Below are 17,850 nucleotides of genomic sequence, written 5' to 3'. Positions count from 1 at the left end.
GAGTGAAATATGCCTTCATTTGAACCCGGATATTATAGAAACACACTTACCCATTTAGAAGATGAGCGTGAGAATACCTCATACTCAAAGTCAAACTTTGAGGAACATTGGGAGACGCTGCGAACCCAATGGAATGATGCGGCCGGACGTACCGTTGATACACGCACTATGATTCCTCTTGTCGATGCTTACTCAGAAAAACTGATAAAGAGTAAAAAGTACAATGAGACGATTCAACAGTGCGCCGAGCAGTTTGACAACCTTACTCGATTATTGGTGGACGCATCGCATCATCACGAGCAATACAATCGCTTGATTGCCGAAGTGAATAGCCAAAGCGAAGAGCGAGATCGAACCTTACGTGGTAGCGAAAATACCGTTAAGCAAGCAGAACAACAGCAAGTGGAAGTCGATGAAATCAAACGTTCAGCAGACAGTCACGTTCCGTTAATTTAAGGATGAAATGATGGGGCTAATAAGGGCAACCCTAATTAGCTTGAGCATCTTATTGTTTGGATGTTCTAGCAGTAATAATGTCACTCAGGTTGAAACGACACCACAAGATCAGGACAAAGTGGCAGGCCTAGCCGGTTTGCCAATTGGTGCTGAAGGGCGAGTGCTTAAGTTTTCACCGTACACATTGGAAGAAGTTCAAGATATTCAGTATGCATTGAATGCGCGCGGTCTATATTGGACGGCGGCGCAAACGCCAGCGTATCTCAACAATCAGTTGTGTCCTATACACGTCTACGCACACCGTGGGCATTACAAATACCCTGAAAATTCCTCGTCTTCCGTTCTGATGGGCGCCATTGGCGGTTTTGATGGGGTTGAGGTGGATGTCATGTTGACGCGTAGTGGCTCTTGGGTTGCTCACCATGACAGTCAAACAGGTAGAGCGACCGGAAGAAGCGATGGTAAGCGATATCGAATGTCGCGTATCAATGATAGCGAATGGAACACTTTGGCGGTACGCGGGAAAGATGGCCAATTAACCAATGAGCGTGCCCCTTATGCAATTGATGTGTTTAGGCAGTGGAGAAACAGTCATCACTATGGCCAGCAGCTCAATATTGAGGTCAAAGGTGAGGCGGATATTGTCGAGCTTAACCTTCTGCTAACCACGGCCAGACAAGTCCTCCCAACCGGCAGTTATTTCTTTAGTTCTATGGAATTTGACGTTCTAAAAAAACTCAGGGAGCTTGATAAGCATGTGTACTTGGGATACGTCTGGGAACCGCACCCGACATCCATTGCTAAGGCAAAGCAGGCGGCTCGTTCGGCAGTTAAATCGGATTCGATGTATCAGCGATATAGTCGGGAAGTGAACTGGGTATCCGACTACGAATCACGTAGGCGCTCACGCAAGCAATCGAACAAGCATTCGGCTAAAACAGTGAGAAATGCCCTCGGCACTAATAGTGGTTTACATGTTGATATTCGTAGTTTTGTAGGGGCGCCGACTATCTATACCCGCTCACGTCAAGCTGGGCTGATGCGCGTTGTTACTTACACTATTAATGGCTCTGACTATCATCAATCCGAGCTTGCTTCGCTTAAACGGAAGGGACGTCAGTTGCCGGATGAGACGATAATGGATACATCGAAGTTCGAGGCGTGTCATCGGCTTTATCCGGAGTTAGTCAAACCGACCCGAGATTACAAGGCTCGGACACGCTATGGCGAGGCCATAATGATGTTGCCTAACGATGCTGATTTCAAGCGATTAGACGATCAATTGATGTATCTAGAAGATGATCATTACATTACATCGACGGGGCGAGTTCGTTCTATTAAGCGAGCGAAGACTTCTACTCGGTCGAAACCAAAGACAACCACTAAAGCTGAAACATCTGCCTTTTTTATACCGGAAGATGAGAGCCTGATATTGGACACCAGCCCAATTAATATTGAAGTTCCAAAATAAGAAATCAGTATGGATACAAAGATTAATAAAAATAAAATGAAAAAGTCACAAAACAAGAAACCTAGATGGTTGGCGATTACTTTCTTCGTTATGTCGCTCTGCTATTTGGTACCTGAGGTCGTGTTTAATGCCAAACTGGTGGAAGTGACTGGTGGGGTCGACGTAGATGATGAGACATTACATCTCATTGAACTGTTTGGCCGCTCTATCTCTGGTATTGGTGTTACGCTTCTCGTTGCTGACCTGTTACTTAAAGGACGTTGGGTCAGTAGCATCCCAAGAGCAGTCATGAGCTTCAGCCTTGTTGCTCTATTAATATGGCCAACGGTTTTCTTTGGACAAAAACTCCTGATTGACAAGTTGTTGATAGAGCCTTCAACGGCGAAGCAGCGTCAGGAAGCGTTTTTCTCTTCCATACTACGTTCGAGTTTGGCTGCGAATGCACTGCAAATTCAAGGGTTGCCGTACAACGCTAAACATGCAACATCTTCAACAGAAATGACCTTCTTAGCCATGATGGGAGGGTTGGTTTATGCCAATGATGACTTTATCCAACACGTCGATGATAAAAAGCGTCAGATTCTAAATCGATATATTGAGAATAAGGCGAATAATCAGTTTGAAGAATATTACCGTCAGTACAAAGAAATGAGAGTGCTGGTCTCGGACAACTTCAAAGACTATCAGTCGGGTGTTAAGCAATACAACAAAAATATGGGCAGTATTGCTTCGGTGGCGAACGATGCTTGGGAAGACGTTGAAACGCAAATAGCCAAGGGCTGGAAGGACTATCAGAAAGCTGAGAAAGCCTATTTTGCGCGAGCGGAAGCCCGTGCTCAAAAAGTAGCCCCGAAAATCTATTCTCACTTTGAGTCACGAAACAGATGCATTGATTCTTATGGTGGTAGAAGCGGTAATCGTGAATACTTAAATAGATGTATCACCAACGTCGAAAAGCAGTACGCCAAAACACTAAAAAATGCGGGTATACCTTTTAAGGACATGGATTACTGGCTAAAACGTGAATACCGCAGGACGAAAGGTGAAACGTCATTGGGTGAAACCTTTTCTACGCTCGGACTGTCGGCAATCTTGGCGGGCTTAGAGATTGCCACAGGTGATGGTGGCAAAGAGGATGTCCGTGAAGTGTTCACAAATGAAGTGGCTCACTATACACCTCGCATCCTCGTCTTGTGGAAAGACAAGTTTAAGCGAGAAACAGGTTATCCTATGGGCATAGCTGGTATGAAGGCGTTTCGCCATCACCCTGTTACTGCTCAGAAGGTACGCTCTCGCGCAGCCAAAAAGGGTATTCACCTGAAGAAGAGCTGGCAAGTGTCGCAAATTACCAGCTTTAAGAATACGGTGAAGGCGAAGGTTAGAAAGGAAGTCAACAAAGAGTGGAATGCGAAGATGGCAGAACAGGGGGTTGATATGAAACCCAACTTGTCATGGACAGCATTTCAAAAACACCCTGTTATTCAGGCGCAGATTTTAGAAAAAATGGGTGAGCGCAATTACGTGAAACCTATGATGGCCAGTTGGAACAATAAGCAGTTCTATGACAAGGTCATGCGCGTCAACATCGAACGAGAAACTCGCTACTGGCTTCAGTACATTGAGTCAGCTAGGTCACAGTTCGAAGATGGAGGGCCATTGGCGGAGAAGAGTAAAGCGGCGTTGAGATCCATTATTGTGCCCCCAATTTCCATGACGCTGTCGTTGATGTTGGTCCTGCTTACGTTTGTTAAATTGCCATTTAAGTTCTGGGCACTCATTGACTATGATAAGGACTTTTCAAAACACAGCAAGCCTTGGGAAAAGTACGTTGGACCTTGTTTGTCTGTTCTCTTAATGGGCGCCGTATTCGCACTGCCGTTGGCCGTTGGCAGTTCGAAATTTACCGCCAATGAGTCAACCACGCGCTATTTCCTAGATAAGTTTGATGACTCGGTAACGCCATTTGGTTCGGTAGCATTGAGATGGGTTTTGCATACTCAGCCAATCGTGCAGCCTATCGGCGCGCGCCTAGATCAGAACATGAAAATTACGGACTGGTTTAAAAACTCGGTAGAACATTCGATTGCTGAGATGGATAATTTGGTTATGGCGAAATTCAGTACCAATGAGCCACAGCAAACGAATGAAATGCAGCAAAGTTTCGAGGATCAAAAGCAGGCCATTGTTACTACAGGTCAGTTAGTGGAAGTGCCATTTACGGTGGATACAAATGCACCGAACTTTAAGGTGAGGGTAATGAACATTAAACCCCGCTACACCTCTGGAATGAAGTTACCTGTGGGAAATTATGATGTGGAAGTCAGTGCTCCGGGGTATCAATCGAAACGAATCTGGGTTGCGCACAATAAGCAAAATCAGACACACCGAATCGAATTATCTAAAGGCTAACTTAGCCATACAATAAACCAAAATAGTGACAGTAAAAAGCCCCTGATATCGTATCAGGGGCTTTTTGTATGTGTCGAGAAGTAGTGTTAAAACGAAAACCCGGCCATAAAGCTTAATGTCGTCGCATCGAAGCCGGAATCAAGTTTTTGGCCTTCAACCTCAATGGTGTCGATGCCTCTTAAATGTGCGTGTACGTTAAGTGAAATACGCTCGCTAACGTGATAGCCAATACCAATGAAAGGCTGGTATTTACGCTTGTTAATATCGTAAATAATTTCGGACGTGACATTCGAGGCGCTATCGGAGCCGTAAACGTCTTCGCTGACATTGATGTTCATTTGCGCGATACCGAGTCTGAGCGCCAAACCGTCGAACATGCCGTCATTAAACCGGTAGCCAGTGTACAAGCCGTAATGCTGTGCCGATTTTTTACTGGTAAATGTGGGGTTGGTAATACCAGGGTAAGAGCCTGTTTGAGTGTTGCTCTCGTCAGAAGAGCCTAAATTGAACTGGCCGCCGATAATAAAGTTGTCGTAGACCACAGTTTCTAAGCCGCCAGCAAAACCTTTATGGCTGTCGACGCCAATTAAAAACTGTACTGGGCTTGCGTAACTGGTCGCGGAGGCTAGGAGCGTCAGTGTAAGAGTGATACGAGAAAGAGACACTGTAATTCCTTTTGAATGCGTGTAATTGCAATTAGGCTAAAACAGCTAAGCAGTGAGTTGCAATACAAAATTTCTAGTTTTGCACTCAATAGCAAATAAGGCGCAATATATGTGGGTAAAGACGAGACACTGACTGAAAATAGCCTAAAGAAAACTCCGCCAACCTGTCGGAAAAAGCGGAGTTCTATGTTGTATGCCTTCGACGTTTGCGCTCAGTTCGCTTTGGCTAACCTTCCTAATGAGCGGCTTACCAATTAGTGACCGGCAAATTTAACGCGGATCTTGCTGCCACCAAACATGGTTAGGTTTAGCTCTTTAATCGCTACCTTTGCTTCTTCAACTTCAGGCATAGTTACAAACGCGAAGCCCTTCGACTTTCCTGTCTCTTTGTCTAGTACCAGTGTGCACTCGGTAACTCGGCCGTACTCACGGAACTGAAGGCGTACATCGTGCTCTGTGGTTTCGCGAGATAGGTTGCGTACTAAGATTTGCATAATTGACCATCTGTAATCAAGGGTGAATAACGGGCGGATTGTCGCAGGTTATGCCTTTGAAACCAAGTGATTCCTGCCCGTTTCTTCGATTTTCTTCCCTTCTTTACATGACTTCAGCGCTCTTGCACAAAGGCTAAGGCGTGATGTCACTAAAGCTTACAGCCTGAACCTTGCCATTATTGAGCGATGTAGTCTTGTTTACTTTGCCTTGGTAGTAGTATGGCGTGAAGCTTGGGAGTGTTTCATCTTTGACCGCGTAATACAGCGTCACGGGGTTATGATTAAGTGAACCTGACGTCAGTGTGCCAATGAGCGCGTGTTCAAATTGGTGATAACCATTTCCCCAATGGAACGCTTTGGTCGATTTCGGGTTTAGGCCCACGCCGCCATATTTATGGTCAACCCACACATTCATAAAGCCAGTAGTGGTATCACTGAGCGGTGCTTTAACTTTGTCGGCATCCATAGAAAGCGTCATAGCCGCTTGGTCAAGCTCTGCCCATTCCCAAGAAGAGGCGCCACCACTGTTGGGTCTGCTTTGCCATGACGGGATAGTGGTTCCCTTAAGCGCTGCTTGTTGCTCTTTGGGAAAGTAATGGGCGACATAGTCAAATGGCATATTGTACTGGGCTCTTTCTAGCGTTACTTCCATACCTTGTTTGGCGAAGGCTTCCCAGTCAGGCTTATCGAGTAGCTGTGCGGTGAGATAGGTCATCCAATACGCTTTAATGGTATGACCGAAGTCATTATGTTTAGCGTTTTGCTGCATTACAGCTTTGTGGTGTATCGCTCCGTAGAAGCGCTGCTCGTCATCAGAGTGGTAATCATTAACCAAGACTTGTGTTAGCCATTTGAGATCCGCTAGCCATTTGGTTTTGTGAGGCTCGGGAAGTAGGGGAGCCACGAGTAGCATGTAGCCATTGATTTGATCAAGCTGTGCGACGAGTTCATGTTGTTTGGCACTTTGATCATCACCGTCTTCTAATACCCAAGCTAAGCCAACGTCGTCGTTGAGTTTGTATTTATCAAAGATAAACGCTTGTTGTTCGATGAGCGCCTTTTCTACCTTAGGGTCACGCGTTAGGTAGTAGTACATGGCCAGACCGACAAGGGCGTAAGCTTGGTCTTGTGAGGTGCGTTGTGTCCACTTTAGACCGGGTTTATCGTCTTCGGTGAAGGAGATAAATCCACCGTTCTCGGCGTCTTGAAGTTGGTCAATGAGGTAGTAAGCCCCGTCTTTGGCAAGCTCAAGCGCTTTAACATCGCCGGTAAGGTGAAATAGAACTCCATAAGCGTAGGTCTGACGCGACTTCATACGTGTGTATTCGCGTCCAAAGTGAGGCATGATCCAGCCGTGTTGCAGCTCTGGGCAGACATTGGAGACGTCGAGTAACTCTCCGTTATCGCAGCGAAATGTTGGGAAGTTGCCAACGGGCACACCTTGCGCTGCTTCATGCATCCAATAGGGAGCGAGACCTTGTTTCGCATGTGTGAGCCAAGCTTGTGTGGTTGGGAATGTACCTTCTGGTGTCACTGGTGTTTGTTGCGACGCCATCGCAGCACAAGAGGCAGCAATAGAAAGGGCTAAAATTGAGGTACGAAGAGAATAAGACAACATGACGTATCCTTGTTTTTTATAAGTGTTTGAATTGCTGAAACTATAGCGCCATGACACCTATACAAACTGTTGTGCAGTTCAAGACTTTAACAATGAAAAAAGCCAAGCAGGGGGCGCTTGGCTTGGTCGTAACGCTTTATCAAGCGCTGGTTTTGGAGAGGGGGTGTTGTTTACAGGTAACGTCTTTGATTTTCATAAACAGAATGATAGAAGCAAGCAATAAGGTGATGGCGTTAGCGATGATAATAGGAGGATCGGTCACTAACACCCCATACGCGAGCCAGAGCGCGACACCGGTGACGAAGATGGAATACATTGCGAGAGAAATAGATTGGGTATCTCGGGTTTTAAGAATGTGCAGCACTTGCGGAATGAAGGAACAAGTAGTGCAAAAGGCGGCGATATAGCCCAGCGTAGTAATGTCTAACATTAACCGTGCTCCGTAAAATGCCCTGTCGAGACAGGGCATTGTTTATGATTTAGCTGAAGTATAGGAGGGAAATGAATTATTTCATTTCAACCCAGTACTCCTTGTTGGCTTCAATCAGGTCATCCAAAATCGCTTTCGCTACTGTTGCGCTTGGAATGGTTGCTGAAAGAGTCAGTGCTTGCCATAGTTTTTGGTAAGAGCCTTCTACGTGTGCTTCCACAACCAGCTTCTCAACCGAAACCTGTTGGCTCATCATGCCTTTTTGGAACTCAGGAATCGCACCAATTTGAAGTGGTTTCGCACCTGTGTTGTCAACGATACATGGGATTTCCACCATGGCTGTTGGGTCAAAGTTCGCGATTGCGCCATTATTTGGAACAATGAGTAGCATGCGCTCTTTGGTGTTGAATGCAATCGCTGTAGCTAGGTCAACAATGTAAGACGCGTGCTCTTCGACTTCGATGGTTGTGTCGACAGCTGTACCAGCGGCAATGATGCGGTGACATTCTGTGAACACTTCTTTTTCACGGCCTTCCATGACTTCGTTAGCACGAGTGAACTCTTTGTTTGAGTGCTCAACCACGTAGTCTGGGTACATGTAGTACTTAAGGTATGTGTTCGGAATCGTTTCTGGGTCAAGTGCGTACACGTCACGAACTTTGATGAAGGTTTCCTTCCAAGACTCATCAGTGTGTTGTGCTCCGTTCATTGCGCTTGGTGGCAAGTAGCCGTTCTCTTTGATGTACTCTTTGATGCGTGGCATCAAATCTTCACCTGTTTTCGCATCTTTGAACTCTTTCCACCAACCGAAGTGGTTTAGACCGTAGTACATGATGTCGAACTGTTTGCGATCTTCGTAACCTAGGATCTCTGCGATACGTGTTTCGATACCGATTGGCATGTCACAGATATTCAGAACTTTTGAGTTAGGGCGCATTACGCGACACGCTTCTGCCACGATAGCTGCTGGGTTTGAGTAGTTCAGCATCCACGCGTTTGGCGAGTATTTTTCCATGTAGTCAATCATTTCGATAACTGCAGGGATTGAGCGAAGGCCGTAAGCTACGCCGCCAGCGCCACAGGTTTCTTGACCGACACAGCCATGGCGTAGTGGGATCTTCTCATCTTGTTCACGCATTGCGTAAAGACCAGCGCGAATGTGAGCCATACAGAAGTCGATGTCTGTGAACGCTTCTTCTGGGTCAGTGGTGTATGAGAACTCAATGTGTGGTGCGCGCTCTTTTAGCAAGATTTTACATGCTTCAGCGATGGTTTCTTGGCGCTGAGCGAAGTTGTCGTAGAATTTCAGTTTGCGGATTGGGAAACGCTCTTGGTTTTCAAGCAACATCATAACGATGCCAGGAGTGAATGTTGAGCCGCCGCCTGCGATAACTACTGAGAATTCTTTTTTCATGATATGCCTCACTTGGACTAGGGCGGCACGCTACCGCCCTTTGGTCATTGGTTATTAGTTTCTATTTTGTTTACAGTATTGGGCTAGATTGTCGTTCTAGACCTAGGTGTTCGTTGATGGACTACGTAGCGGGAGCTAGCGTCATGTCGACAGTTTTGGAAGCGCCGTATATCTTTTCGCATTCTTCTCGTAGCTGAGGAACATTCAGTCCAATGATGACCTGGATGGCTTTGCCGTTTTTCACGATATTCACCGCTCCCGTCTGCATAAAGTACTCTGCAGATTCAACTTTGCTTGGGTCTTTCACCGTAACGCGCAGTCTGGTTGCACAGTTGCTTAAGTCTTCGATGTTTTGAGCGCCGCCCAACCCTTCGATGGTTTCAATTGCCTGGATTTGCAGTGGTGTTGCGTTGCCTGCGTCACCTTTGCCAGTGATACCGTGCTTCTCATTGAAGTCTTTTTTGGTGTGCAGTTTCATTTCTGCATCGCCGCGACCTGCAATTGGCACATCAAACTTCACGATGAGGTATTTGAATGTCACGTAGTAGATCACTGTGAAGCAAAGGCCAATGGCGATTTGAGTCACGACCATGCCAGTGTGGTTGCCCAGCAGTGGGATCCAGTTACCTGTTGCAAATTCAATCAAGCCACCACCCATGTTGCCAACCACACCAAAGGTGTACATCACCATCGCCATCGTGCCTGCTAGAATCGCGTGGATAGCGAATAGCCAAGGCGCAATGAACAGGAAGGTAAACTCAAGTGGTTCAGTGATACCTACCAACACTGCCGTTAACGTTGCTGGGATAAGAAGTGCCGCTACTTTCTGACGGTTTTCAGGTTTTGCTGTGTGGTACATTGCTAGCGCAATACCAGTACAACCGAAGATCTTAGAGTTACCGTGCAGTGCAAAGCCGCCAGCAGGGAAGAGATCTTTCATTGATTGCGTTGATTGAGTGAACGCTTCTAGGTTGGTAAACCAGTCAACGGTGATGCCGTTAGGTGTCGCTACGTTACCGAACACAAATGGTGCGTAGACGAAGTGGTGCAGACCTGTTGGGATCAAAATTCGTTCTAAGAAGGTGTAAAGCCACACACCGAATGAACCTGAGCTGACCAAGAAGCCTTGTAGGTTAAGGATGCCGTGTTGAATTGAAGGCCAGATGTAAAGCGTTAACCAAGCCGCTGGCAGCATTGCAAAGAATGAAATCATCGCGACAAATGACGCACCTTGGAAGATCCCTAAGTACGCTGGTAGCTGTTTTTCAAACGTACGGTTGTGGATCCAGGTAACAAAACCAGAGATGATGATGGCACCAAAAATACCCGTATCTAAGGTTTTAATACCTGCAATCTCAGTTAGGCCCGATGTTCCACCAATCGTTTGAGAGAAGTCGACACCGAAGAACTCACCCCAGAATCCACCCATTGCCCCGACAAAGTAGTTGAAGGTTAGGTAAGAGACCATGACCACCATAACGGCACGAGCATGAGCGGTTTTCGCTAGACCAATCGGCAGACCGACGGCAAAAAGTAGCGCCATATTGCGGAAGATAGTCCAGCCACCTTCTTCAATGACTTGTAAAACTTGATAGTACAGACCGTCTTTATCAGCGAGGTCGCCAACAAATATGGGGTTTTTGAGAACAATGGTCAGTCCCACTAAGATCCCGACAAAAGGAAACAGCAAAACTGGGGTAAACATTGCTCCACCTAAGCGTTGTATAGCACTTAACATGGAAAGGTCCTTTTTTATTATTGGTGTAGATATTTGTTTTTGTAATTCTTGTGTCTCTCGACAGGTCCTAAATTACTCCTGAAAATAAAATATGACAAAAGCATGATAAGTAAAGTGTGATTGAGTACAAATAAAGCATGTATTTTGTGATTCATGGCATAAAAAGAGACCTATAGATGATGTTTGTCGCTTTTTTGTCCTGACCTGTGACCAATGTAGGGTGATTGGTTATTGATTTGTATCTTTTGGGGTGATAGCGTGAGGGCTAAGAGGTGAGAACATGCTATACAAAAAGGTAATGCAGGATTTAAAGTCCCGCATTGATTCGGAAGAGTTCGCGATTGGCGATACTCTGCCTACCGAAAAAGACTTGATCGACGCGTATTCAGTAAGTCGTATTACCGTGCGCAAAGCGATAGAAGAATTAGTAAAACTTGGCTTGGTAGAGAAGCGCCAAGGGGCCGGCTCTACCGTGATCGGCAAAACCATGACGGGCTCCATGTCGAGTTTGCGCAGTACAAGCGAATATATGAGCGATACCGGGACCAAACTTGAATACCAAGTCGTCGAGTTTACGTTGATGGACCCTGATGAAGAGGTGGCATCGGCACTGAATATTGGCACCGACGATAAGGTGTATTTTATTCGTCGCTTTAAGCTGATAAATGGCGTGCCTGCTATCTATGAAGACTCGTTTATGCCAGTGGCGATGTTTCCACAAATGAACATCATGTCGCTTCAGGGCTCGAAGTACCAATATCTTGAAAAAGAGTTGGGCTTACACATTGACGGTGCCCTTCAAGACTTTGAAGCCGTGATGCCGGGCGAGCATTTATGTGAAGTGTTTGAATTGTCACCTGAAGTGCCGATTATTTGTTTGCTTTCAACTGGCAAACTGGGGGACGGTCGTATCTTTGAATACACTAAGCTGTACTTCAAACCGAATACCTACTCTTATAAACACTATTTGAAACGTTAGCCTAAACCATACAGAGGGCGCATCCCCTCTGTATGGCCTTTCTATGCTGATACTTAAGCCACGGTTACTCAACCGACAGCTTTCGATGACTCGGCGATATACCTTGACTCACTCATACCCAGTTCAATACAAAGCATTACACGTCTTGACGGCATAAATATATAGACTAATTGTTAATGTGCGGCCGGTAATTCTCTAGGTTCATGAACAAATGGGGAATTTACAGAGAATTGACCTAGTTTACTTTTCTCATACGCTTAACCTGAGTACAGTTTGCCGCCAAACCCCTGAAATTAACTGAATCCAAGGGCGTCTATGCTTTCGACTATTCTTCATTTTGACCAACCTTCAAACTCACCAAACGACATTGCACGCTCGCATCGCGCCGCGATGATTTGGTGCTTTGTCTATGCTGTTGCTTGGGCGCTGGTTTCCTATCATCTTGATCCTACGGTACCTTATGATGCCGTCGAAGCGTTAAACTGGGCCAGTAATGGAGAATGGGGAAGTCCAAATAACCCATGGTTTGTGGGTTTCGTCGCCCGTATTTTGCTGATTTCTTCGTCAACAGAGTTTGCATCGGCGTTTTGGTATGTGGGGCACTTTAGTGTGGTTGCTATCGGTATGCTTGGTTGTTACCGATTGGCCTATAAACTGACGGACTCGATTGCTCTTGCTTGGCTAGGTATGTTGACCCTGAACCTATCCGGTGTGATCAACTTTGATGCCATTCCTTATAACGACAACTATTTGTTGTTTGGCTCTTGGTCATGGCTATTGCTGATGTTTGTAAAGGCGGTGTACGAAGATTCAAAATGGTGGATCCCGTTTGGTATTCTGGCTGGTTGCTCAGCGATGGCGAAGTACACCACATTTGCCCCCGTGGCGATGATCTTCATTCTAAGCCTGACAGTACCGAGTGTGCGTCGTAACTGGAGCGATCGTAATTTTTATCTTGGTATTGCCGCCTTCCTTGCCTTGGTAACACCAAACTTCTTTTGGATGTTCGCCAATAACTTCTCATCGGTGAAATGGGTAAGTGGTCAAGTATCGGCTCAACTAAGCCCTGGCAGTTGGCTGGCACTGCTGTCGGTATTTTATCCGCTGATTTTACTTGCAGGTCTGTTGGGCAAACGAGGCTTACGTTTTACCAATAAGGTCCCAGAAAAAGTATGGCTGACAACATTCGTCTTACTTGCTCCACTGGTGGTCATCATGGGGTGGTTTACCTTTCATAAGGGCGGCCGATTAGTGGAATGGTTGCACCCGTTCTTTATGCCGGCACCAGCGGTATTGGTCGCGTTTTTAGCCAAAGATGTTATCGGCAAGCTGTCACGAGCATACAAAGTATTGGTGAGTATGGCGCTGCTGATGATTGTAGGTTATAGCTCGGTGATGGTCTTCAATGTGCGCAATGCTGGTCAGAACTTTGAAGGTATTAAGGTTTTGGCTCATGACGCTGAGACATTTTGGTACGAGAATACAGACAAGCCTCTTAAGCTGGTGGGCGGCGCTGAGATTTCTGAATGGTTAACTTTCTACATCGCACCGCATCCAGAAATGTCGAACCAATGGAGTAACGAGACTCTGCCGAACGTTTACAACCGCCATATCACTGCGGAAAAGATTGAATCACAGGGTGTATTGTTGCTAAGCCATGTAGGACAGAGCTGTGAAGCTCAAACGTTTAGCCGCTTTACCAATGAATGGCCACAGTTTGAAGTGGCGGTGACCAAGCAGATTGATTACCAAGATTCACCTCAAGAACCGGTTCAGGTGATTTGTGTAGGTATGATTGCGCCTAAGGAGTGAGTGTAAGGGACGCTGAACTGATCACCCGCTCACTTAATTCCCTGAGGACTTAATGACCTAATAATCGATGCGATGTCTGAGGCAAACCTCTGACATCGCATACGAAATACTTTACCGTGACAGTGCGCTAGCACGTGCTACGCGACTTTAATCCCTTCTAAATGCTGCTTACACTGCGCTCTTGCGGTACTAAAAAACGCCTGCAGATAGTGCTTATCTTTTTCTCCATTCCGAACGGCTGCAAACAGTCTGCGCCATAGTCCTTCATCTAAGGGTTTGCTGGTGATTAAGCCTTGACGAGAAAACTCACTGACGGCCCAGTTTGGTAGGGCAGCAACGCCAAGACCCGCAGAGACCATTTGTACAAGCATCAGAGTATTGTCCGCTTGCTTCCATTTGTTCGGTTCCACACCTGCGGGTGTTAGGAAGTGTTTAACGACATCCAGGCGCTGTTTTTGGACCGGATAAGTTAAAAGGGTTTGGTCGGCTAGATCGCTTGGCTCGATATGATCTTTGCCTGCTAGCGGATGAGAGATTGAGGTAACAAGGCGCATTTCGAAGTCAAATAGGGGCTCGTAGTGGATTTCTGAGCGCGGTTGAATGTCTGAGGTGATCACCAAATCCAGTTCGCCACCGACGAGAGCGGGAATAGGTTCAAAACCAAAGCCTGAGGAGAAATCCAGTTCTACATGCGGCCAAGCAAGTTGATATTCTTTCAAAGCGGGCATTAACCATTGGAAGCAGGAGTGACAGTCGATAGCCATGTGCAGGCGGCCGTTGACGTCTTCTTTGAGTCCGGCTAAATCCCCCTCCGCTTGTGCGATACGAGGCAATACGTCATTGGCGAGGTTGAGAAGTATTTCACCTTCAGAGGTAAATTTGACTGGCCGAGTTTTGCGAATAAACAGTGGTGAGCCAATGCGTGCTTCGAGATCTTTAAGCTGATGAGAGAGAGCCGATTGCGTGAGGTGCAGCGACGTCGCTGTAGCAGTAAGTGATCCGGTATCGCGCAGTGACGCCAGTGTTTTTAAATGTTTTAGCTCTATCATGAAAATCCCTCATCCTTTATCCCTTCTCATTAACTTACCGTGCTTTTAGAGATATGTAAACGTCTAGACGTCTAAAAGAACAATTCTTGATGCATGAGAAAATTTCATAACTTGAGTGAATGAATTGCGATTGTTCATATTGGCTCAGTGGGCGATGCTTTAGCCATCCAGACTGCTAATGAATAAAAAGGACAACATCATGACGGCAACACATATTCTCGGTTATCCACGCATCGGCGAAAAGCGTGAACTCAAATTCGCGTTGGAACAATACTGGCGCGGTGAGCTTGATCAGCAAGGCTTAAAACAGGTCGCATCGGAAATCCGCAAACAAAATTGGGACCGACAAAAGCAAGATGGCCTCGACTACGTAACGGTGGGCGACTTCGCTTGGTATGACCATGTACTCGGTACCAGTCTTCTTTTAGGTCATGTGCCTAAGCGACACAATAACGGTTTCCCAGACCTAGACACTCTATTTCGTATTGGTCGTGGTCAGTCTCAAACAGATTGTGGCTGCGCAGGGGAAGCCGCTTCGGATATGACTAAGTGGTTTAACACCAACTACCACTACATTGTTCCTGAATTTTCCTCAGATGATCAGTTTAAAGTGAGTTGGACTCAACTGTTTGATGAAATTAACGAAGCGCAGCAGCAAGGCCATAAAGTGAAGCCTGTGCTTCTTGGTCCGTTAAGTTACCTTTACCTTGGTAAAGAGGTCGAAAATGGCTTTGATCGCCTGTCGCTACTACCTCGATTACTGACTGCTTATCAGGCAATCTTCGCTAAATTTGAAAAACTCGGTATCGAATGGGTACAAGTGGATGAACCTATCTTGGCGCTTGAGCTTGAAAAACCGTGGTTAGATAGCTTTAAGCTCGCTTATCAGGTGATCCGTAGTGATGTGAAAGTGCTGTTGGCGACGTATTTTGACTCTGTTGTAGACTCTTTGGATGCCATTTTGGACCTCGAGGTCGATGGCCTGCACATTGATTTGGTGGCGGCGCCTAACCAATTGGATTCGGTGGTCAATCGACTGCCAGCCGATTGGGTTCTGTCTGCAGGCATTATTAATGGTCGTAATGTTTGGCTTGCCAACCTACACAGTGCACTGCAAACACTTAAGCCCGTGAAAGCGGCGCTAGGTGAGCGTCTTTGGGTTGCATCGTCATGTTCGCTACTTCACAGCCCTGTGAATGTGGAATTAGAAACTAAGCTACCAGAGGGGACTCAGCACTGGTTCTCGTTTGCAAAACAAAAGGTGTCTGAAGTGTCATGGCTTGCTAAAGCGTTAGATGGAGACCAACAGGCGATAGAGCATTGTGCCCAATACAGTCAACCTATCTTACATCGCGCGCTCTCTACATGGGTGAATAAACCGCATGTTCAAAAGCGTGTGGCGACATTGGCGACCACCAACGGTGACCGAACTGCGCCATACGCAGAGCGTGCTCATCACCAACAAGAAGTGTTGAATTTGCCTAAATTGCCGACGACAACGATCGGCTCTTTCCCGCAAACGGTCGAAGTGCGTAAAAGCCGCGCGGCTTTCAAACGTGGCGACATCACTGTGGCAGAATACGAGTCGTTGATGAAAGGGTTTATCAAAGATACTGTTCAGCGCCAAGAAGCGACAGGACTTGATGTTTTGGTTCATGGTGAGGCAGAGCGAAACGATATGGTGGAGTACTTTGCCGAAAACTTGTCGGGCTTTCAAACAACAGAGTTTGGCTGGGTACAAAGTTACGGCTCCCGCTGTGTTAAACCAGCGATTGTGGTCGCTGATATTGAGCGTGATAAACCGATCACGGTGGAGTGGTCCACTTACGCACAGTCACTCACGGACAAACCAATGAAAGGCATGTTGACGGGCCCCGTAACTATTCTATGTTGGACATTTCCTCGTGAAGACGTTTCACGCGAGACCATCGCCAATCAACTGGCCTTTGCACTGCAAGATGAAGTGGATGCGCTGCAACAGGCAAACATCAATATTATCCAAATTGATGAACCTGCGATTCGAGAGGGGCTGCCACTGAAAAAACGCGATCACAAAGAGTACTTAGATTGGGCGGTGAAGGCATTTAAAGTGTCTGCTGCAAGTGCGCGACCTGAAACACAAATCCACACTCACATGTGTTACAGCGAGTTTAATGAAATTATTGAATCAGTGGCCGCGCTGGATGCGGATGTGATTACCATTGAGACGTCACGTTCAAACATGGAGCTTCTGAACGCGTTTGAAGAGTTTAACTATCCGAATGAAATTGGTCCTGGTGTGTACGATATCCACTCACCAAACATTCCAAAAGTGGAGTGGATTGAGCAGTTGATTGAGAAAGCAGCGACCCGTATTCCAGTAGAGCGACTTTGGGTGAACCCAGACTGTGGTCTTAAAACTCGTAACTGGGAAGAAACGGAGGCTTCGCTGACCAACTTGGTACAGGCGGCGAAGAACCTAAGAGAGCGTTTGCTGTAATTGAAACCAGTCATTACAGAATGAAAAAGAGGCTTGCATCTGCAAGCCTCTTTGTTTTGATAGGTTGAGCAATGTGATCGTTTTACTACTGTAGAAGTGGTTTATCACAGTACTGCTGATTGACGATTTGGTCGATCATCAACTGACCACGCGCGTTGCGGATCATGATGCGGTAAGCGAGTCCTAGGTCTAGATTTGCCTTTACTTCGCGATCGGTGCAGTAGTAGTTCATGCTGTTGCGAAGAACTTGGTCTAACGGCAAGGCACCCTTAGCATCGGTGTTATAAATCATCATGATTTCAACAATGCCTTTGCTTGCTGAGGCTTTCATGATGGATAGCGGACCTTGTTCAATCGGCAACCCAGAAGAAATCACGCTGGCGCGGCTCTGCGCCAACAGCTCGAGTTTACGGCGTTCATCGTCGCCATTGCTTGAGCAACCCACTAGCGTGGTTAGCGTAGCGATTGCAAGCCAACTTAGTGTTTTTTTCATTATGCTATGTATCGCTTTTAGAATACTTTCTTAAACGGTTTGACGATCACGTTTTGATAAACGCCAGCTTCAATGTATGGATCGGCATCGGCCCATGCTTGTGCGGCGTCTAGAGAGTCAAACTCAGCAATGACAGTCGAGCCAGTGAATCCAGCTTCGCCTGGATTGTCACTATCAATCGCTGGCATTGGACCTGCGGTTAATAGGCGACCTTCGTCTCTAAGTGCTTGAAGTCTTTCTAGGTGCTGTGGGCGTACACTCAGACGCTTTTCTAGCGAGTTCTCGACATCTTGAGAAAAAATAACGTACCACATATTTGTATCCTTCAAATAGTTCAGTAACT

Annotated in this window: 15 protein-coding genes; 6 read left to right on the top strand and 9 right to left on the bottom strand. The window is 46.4% G+C overall.

Annotated elements, in window-relative coordinates:
- Positions 1–9 precede the first annotated feature (9 nt).
- Genes AAA946_RS10070 through AAA946_RS10060 form a run of 3 tightly spaced genes read left to right on the top strand, consistent with a single transcriptional unit; the run spans position 10 to position 4,336 of the window.
- Complete coding sequence (locus tag AAA946_RS10070) at positions 10–456, top strand: hypothetical protein (RefSeq protein ID WP_338164744.1); 447 nt, start codon at positions 10–12, stop codon at positions 454–456.
- A 10-nt stretch (positions 457–466) separates the two neighbouring features.
- Positions 467–1,927: a glycerophosphodiester phosphodiesterase gene (locus AAA946_RS10065; protein ID WP_338164743.1), complete on the top strand. Its 1,461-nt coding sequence runs from the start codon at positions 467–469 to the stop codon at positions 1,925–1,927.
- A 9-nt stretch (positions 1,928–1,936) separates the two neighbouring features.
- Complete coding sequence (locus tag AAA946_RS10060) at positions 1,937–4,336, top strand: hypothetical protein (protein ID WP_338164742.1); 2,400 nt, start codon at positions 1,937–1,939, stop codon at positions 4,334–4,336.
- 86 nt (positions 4,337–4,422) lie between these two features.
- Here AAA946_RS10060 and AAA946_RS10055 read toward each other — a convergent pair whose 3' ends face one another.
- The 6 genes from AAA946_RS10055 to AAA946_RS10030 form a co-directional block, all read right to left on the bottom strand.
- Entirely contained in the window at positions 4,423–5,001 is a 579-nt protein-coding gene (locus AAA946_RS10055; protein ID WP_338164741.1) for a hypothetical protein, read from the bottom strand.
- Positions 5,002–5,255: 254 nt separating this feature from the next.
- Positions 5,256–5,495 (bottom strand): RNA-binding protein, encoded by a 240-nt coding sequence (locus AAA946_RS10050; RefSeq protein ID WP_112461002.1) that lies wholly within the window; start codon positions 5,493–5,495, stop codon positions 5,256–5,258.
- 133 nt (positions 5,496–5,628) lie between these two features.
- The gene (locus tag AAA946_RS10045; protein WP_445206073.1) at positions 5,629–7,113 is read right to left on the bottom strand and encodes an N-acylglucosamine 2-epimerase; all 1,485 of its coding nucleotides are present in this window, start codon (positions 7,111–7,113) and stop codon (positions 5,629–5,631) included.
- Positions 7,114–7,252: 139 nt separating this feature from the next.
- A complete protein-coding gene (locus tag AAA946_RS10040; RefSeq protein WP_338164740.1) occupies positions 7,253–7,543 on the bottom strand; it encodes a SemiSWEET transporter in 291 nt (96 codons plus the stop codon).
- A gap of 76 nt (positions 7,544–7,619) precedes the next feature.
- Positions 7,620–8,957 carry a 6-phospho-alpha-glucosidase gene (locus AAA946_RS10035; protein ID WP_338164739.1) on the bottom strand — a complete coding sequence of 446 codons (1,338 nt, stop codon included), beginning with the start codon at positions 8,955–8,957 and terminating at the stop codon, positions 7,620–7,622.
- A gap of 121 nt (positions 8,958–9,078) precedes the next feature.
- Positions 9,079–10,695, bottom strand: a complete 1,617-nt coding sequence (locus tag AAA946_RS10030; RefSeq protein ID WP_338164738.1) for an alpha-glucoside-specific PTS transporter subunit IIBC — start codon at positions 10,693–10,695, stop codon at positions 9,079–9,081.
- Between the two features lie 280 nt (positions 10,696–10,975).
- Between AAA946_RS10030 and AAA946_RS10025 the strand changes: the two genes are divergently transcribed.
- Positions 10,976–11,674: a GntR family transcriptional regulator gene (locus AAA946_RS10025; RefSeq protein WP_338164737.1), complete on the top strand. Its 699-nt coding sequence runs from the start codon at positions 10,976–10,978 to the stop codon at positions 11,672–11,674.
- 315 nt (positions 11,675–11,989) lie between these two features.
- Positions 11,990–13,486, top strand: a complete 1,497-nt coding sequence (locus AAA946_RS10020) for an ArnT family glycosyltransferase (RefSeq protein WP_338164736.1) — start codon at positions 11,990–11,992, stop codon at positions 13,484–13,486.
- A 137-nt stretch (positions 13,487–13,623) separates the two neighbouring features.
- Here the strand turns inward: AAA946_RS10020 and metR are convergent, their stop codons facing one another.
- Positions 13,624–14,535 (bottom strand): HTH-type transcriptional regulator MetR, encoded by a 912-nt coding sequence (gene metR / locus AAA946_RS10015; protein ID WP_338164735.1) that lies wholly within the window; start codon positions 14,533–14,535, stop codon positions 13,624–13,626.
- 196 nt (positions 14,536–14,731) lie between these two features.
- Here metR and metE point away from each other — a divergent pair, with 196 nt between their 5' ends.
- Positions 14,732–17,014 (top strand): 5-methyltetrahydropteroyltriglutamate--homocysteine S-methyltransferase, encoded by a 2,283-nt coding sequence (gene metE / locus AAA946_RS10010; RefSeq protein ID WP_338165816.1) that lies wholly within the window; start codon positions 14,732–14,734, stop codon positions 17,012–17,014.
- Positions 17,015–17,099: 85 nt separating this feature from the next.
- Here the strand turns inward: metE and AAA946_RS10005 are convergent, their stop codons facing one another.
- The gene (locus AAA946_RS10005) at positions 17,100–17,507 is read right to left on the bottom strand and encodes a GspS/AspS pilotin family protein (RefSeq protein WP_338164734.1); all 408 of its coding nucleotides are present in this window, start codon (positions 17,505–17,507) and stop codon (positions 17,100–17,102) included.
- Positions 17,508–17,524: 17 nt separating this feature from the next.
- The gene (locus AAA946_RS10000) at positions 17,525–17,821 is read right to left on the bottom strand and encodes a YciI family protein (protein WP_338164733.1); all 297 of its coding nucleotides are present in this window, start codon (positions 17,819–17,821) and stop codon (positions 17,525–17,527) included.
- Between the last annotated feature and the right edge of the window lie 29 nt (positions 17,822–17,850).

Source organism: Vibrio sp. 10N, from assembly GCF_036245475.1.
Classification (GTDB): domain Bacteria; phylum Pseudomonadota; class Gammaproteobacteria; order Enterobacterales; family Vibrionaceae; genus Vibrio.
The sequence above is the reverse complement of the archived record's forward strand: the minus strand, read 5'-3'. Positions and strand labels throughout refer to the sequence as shown.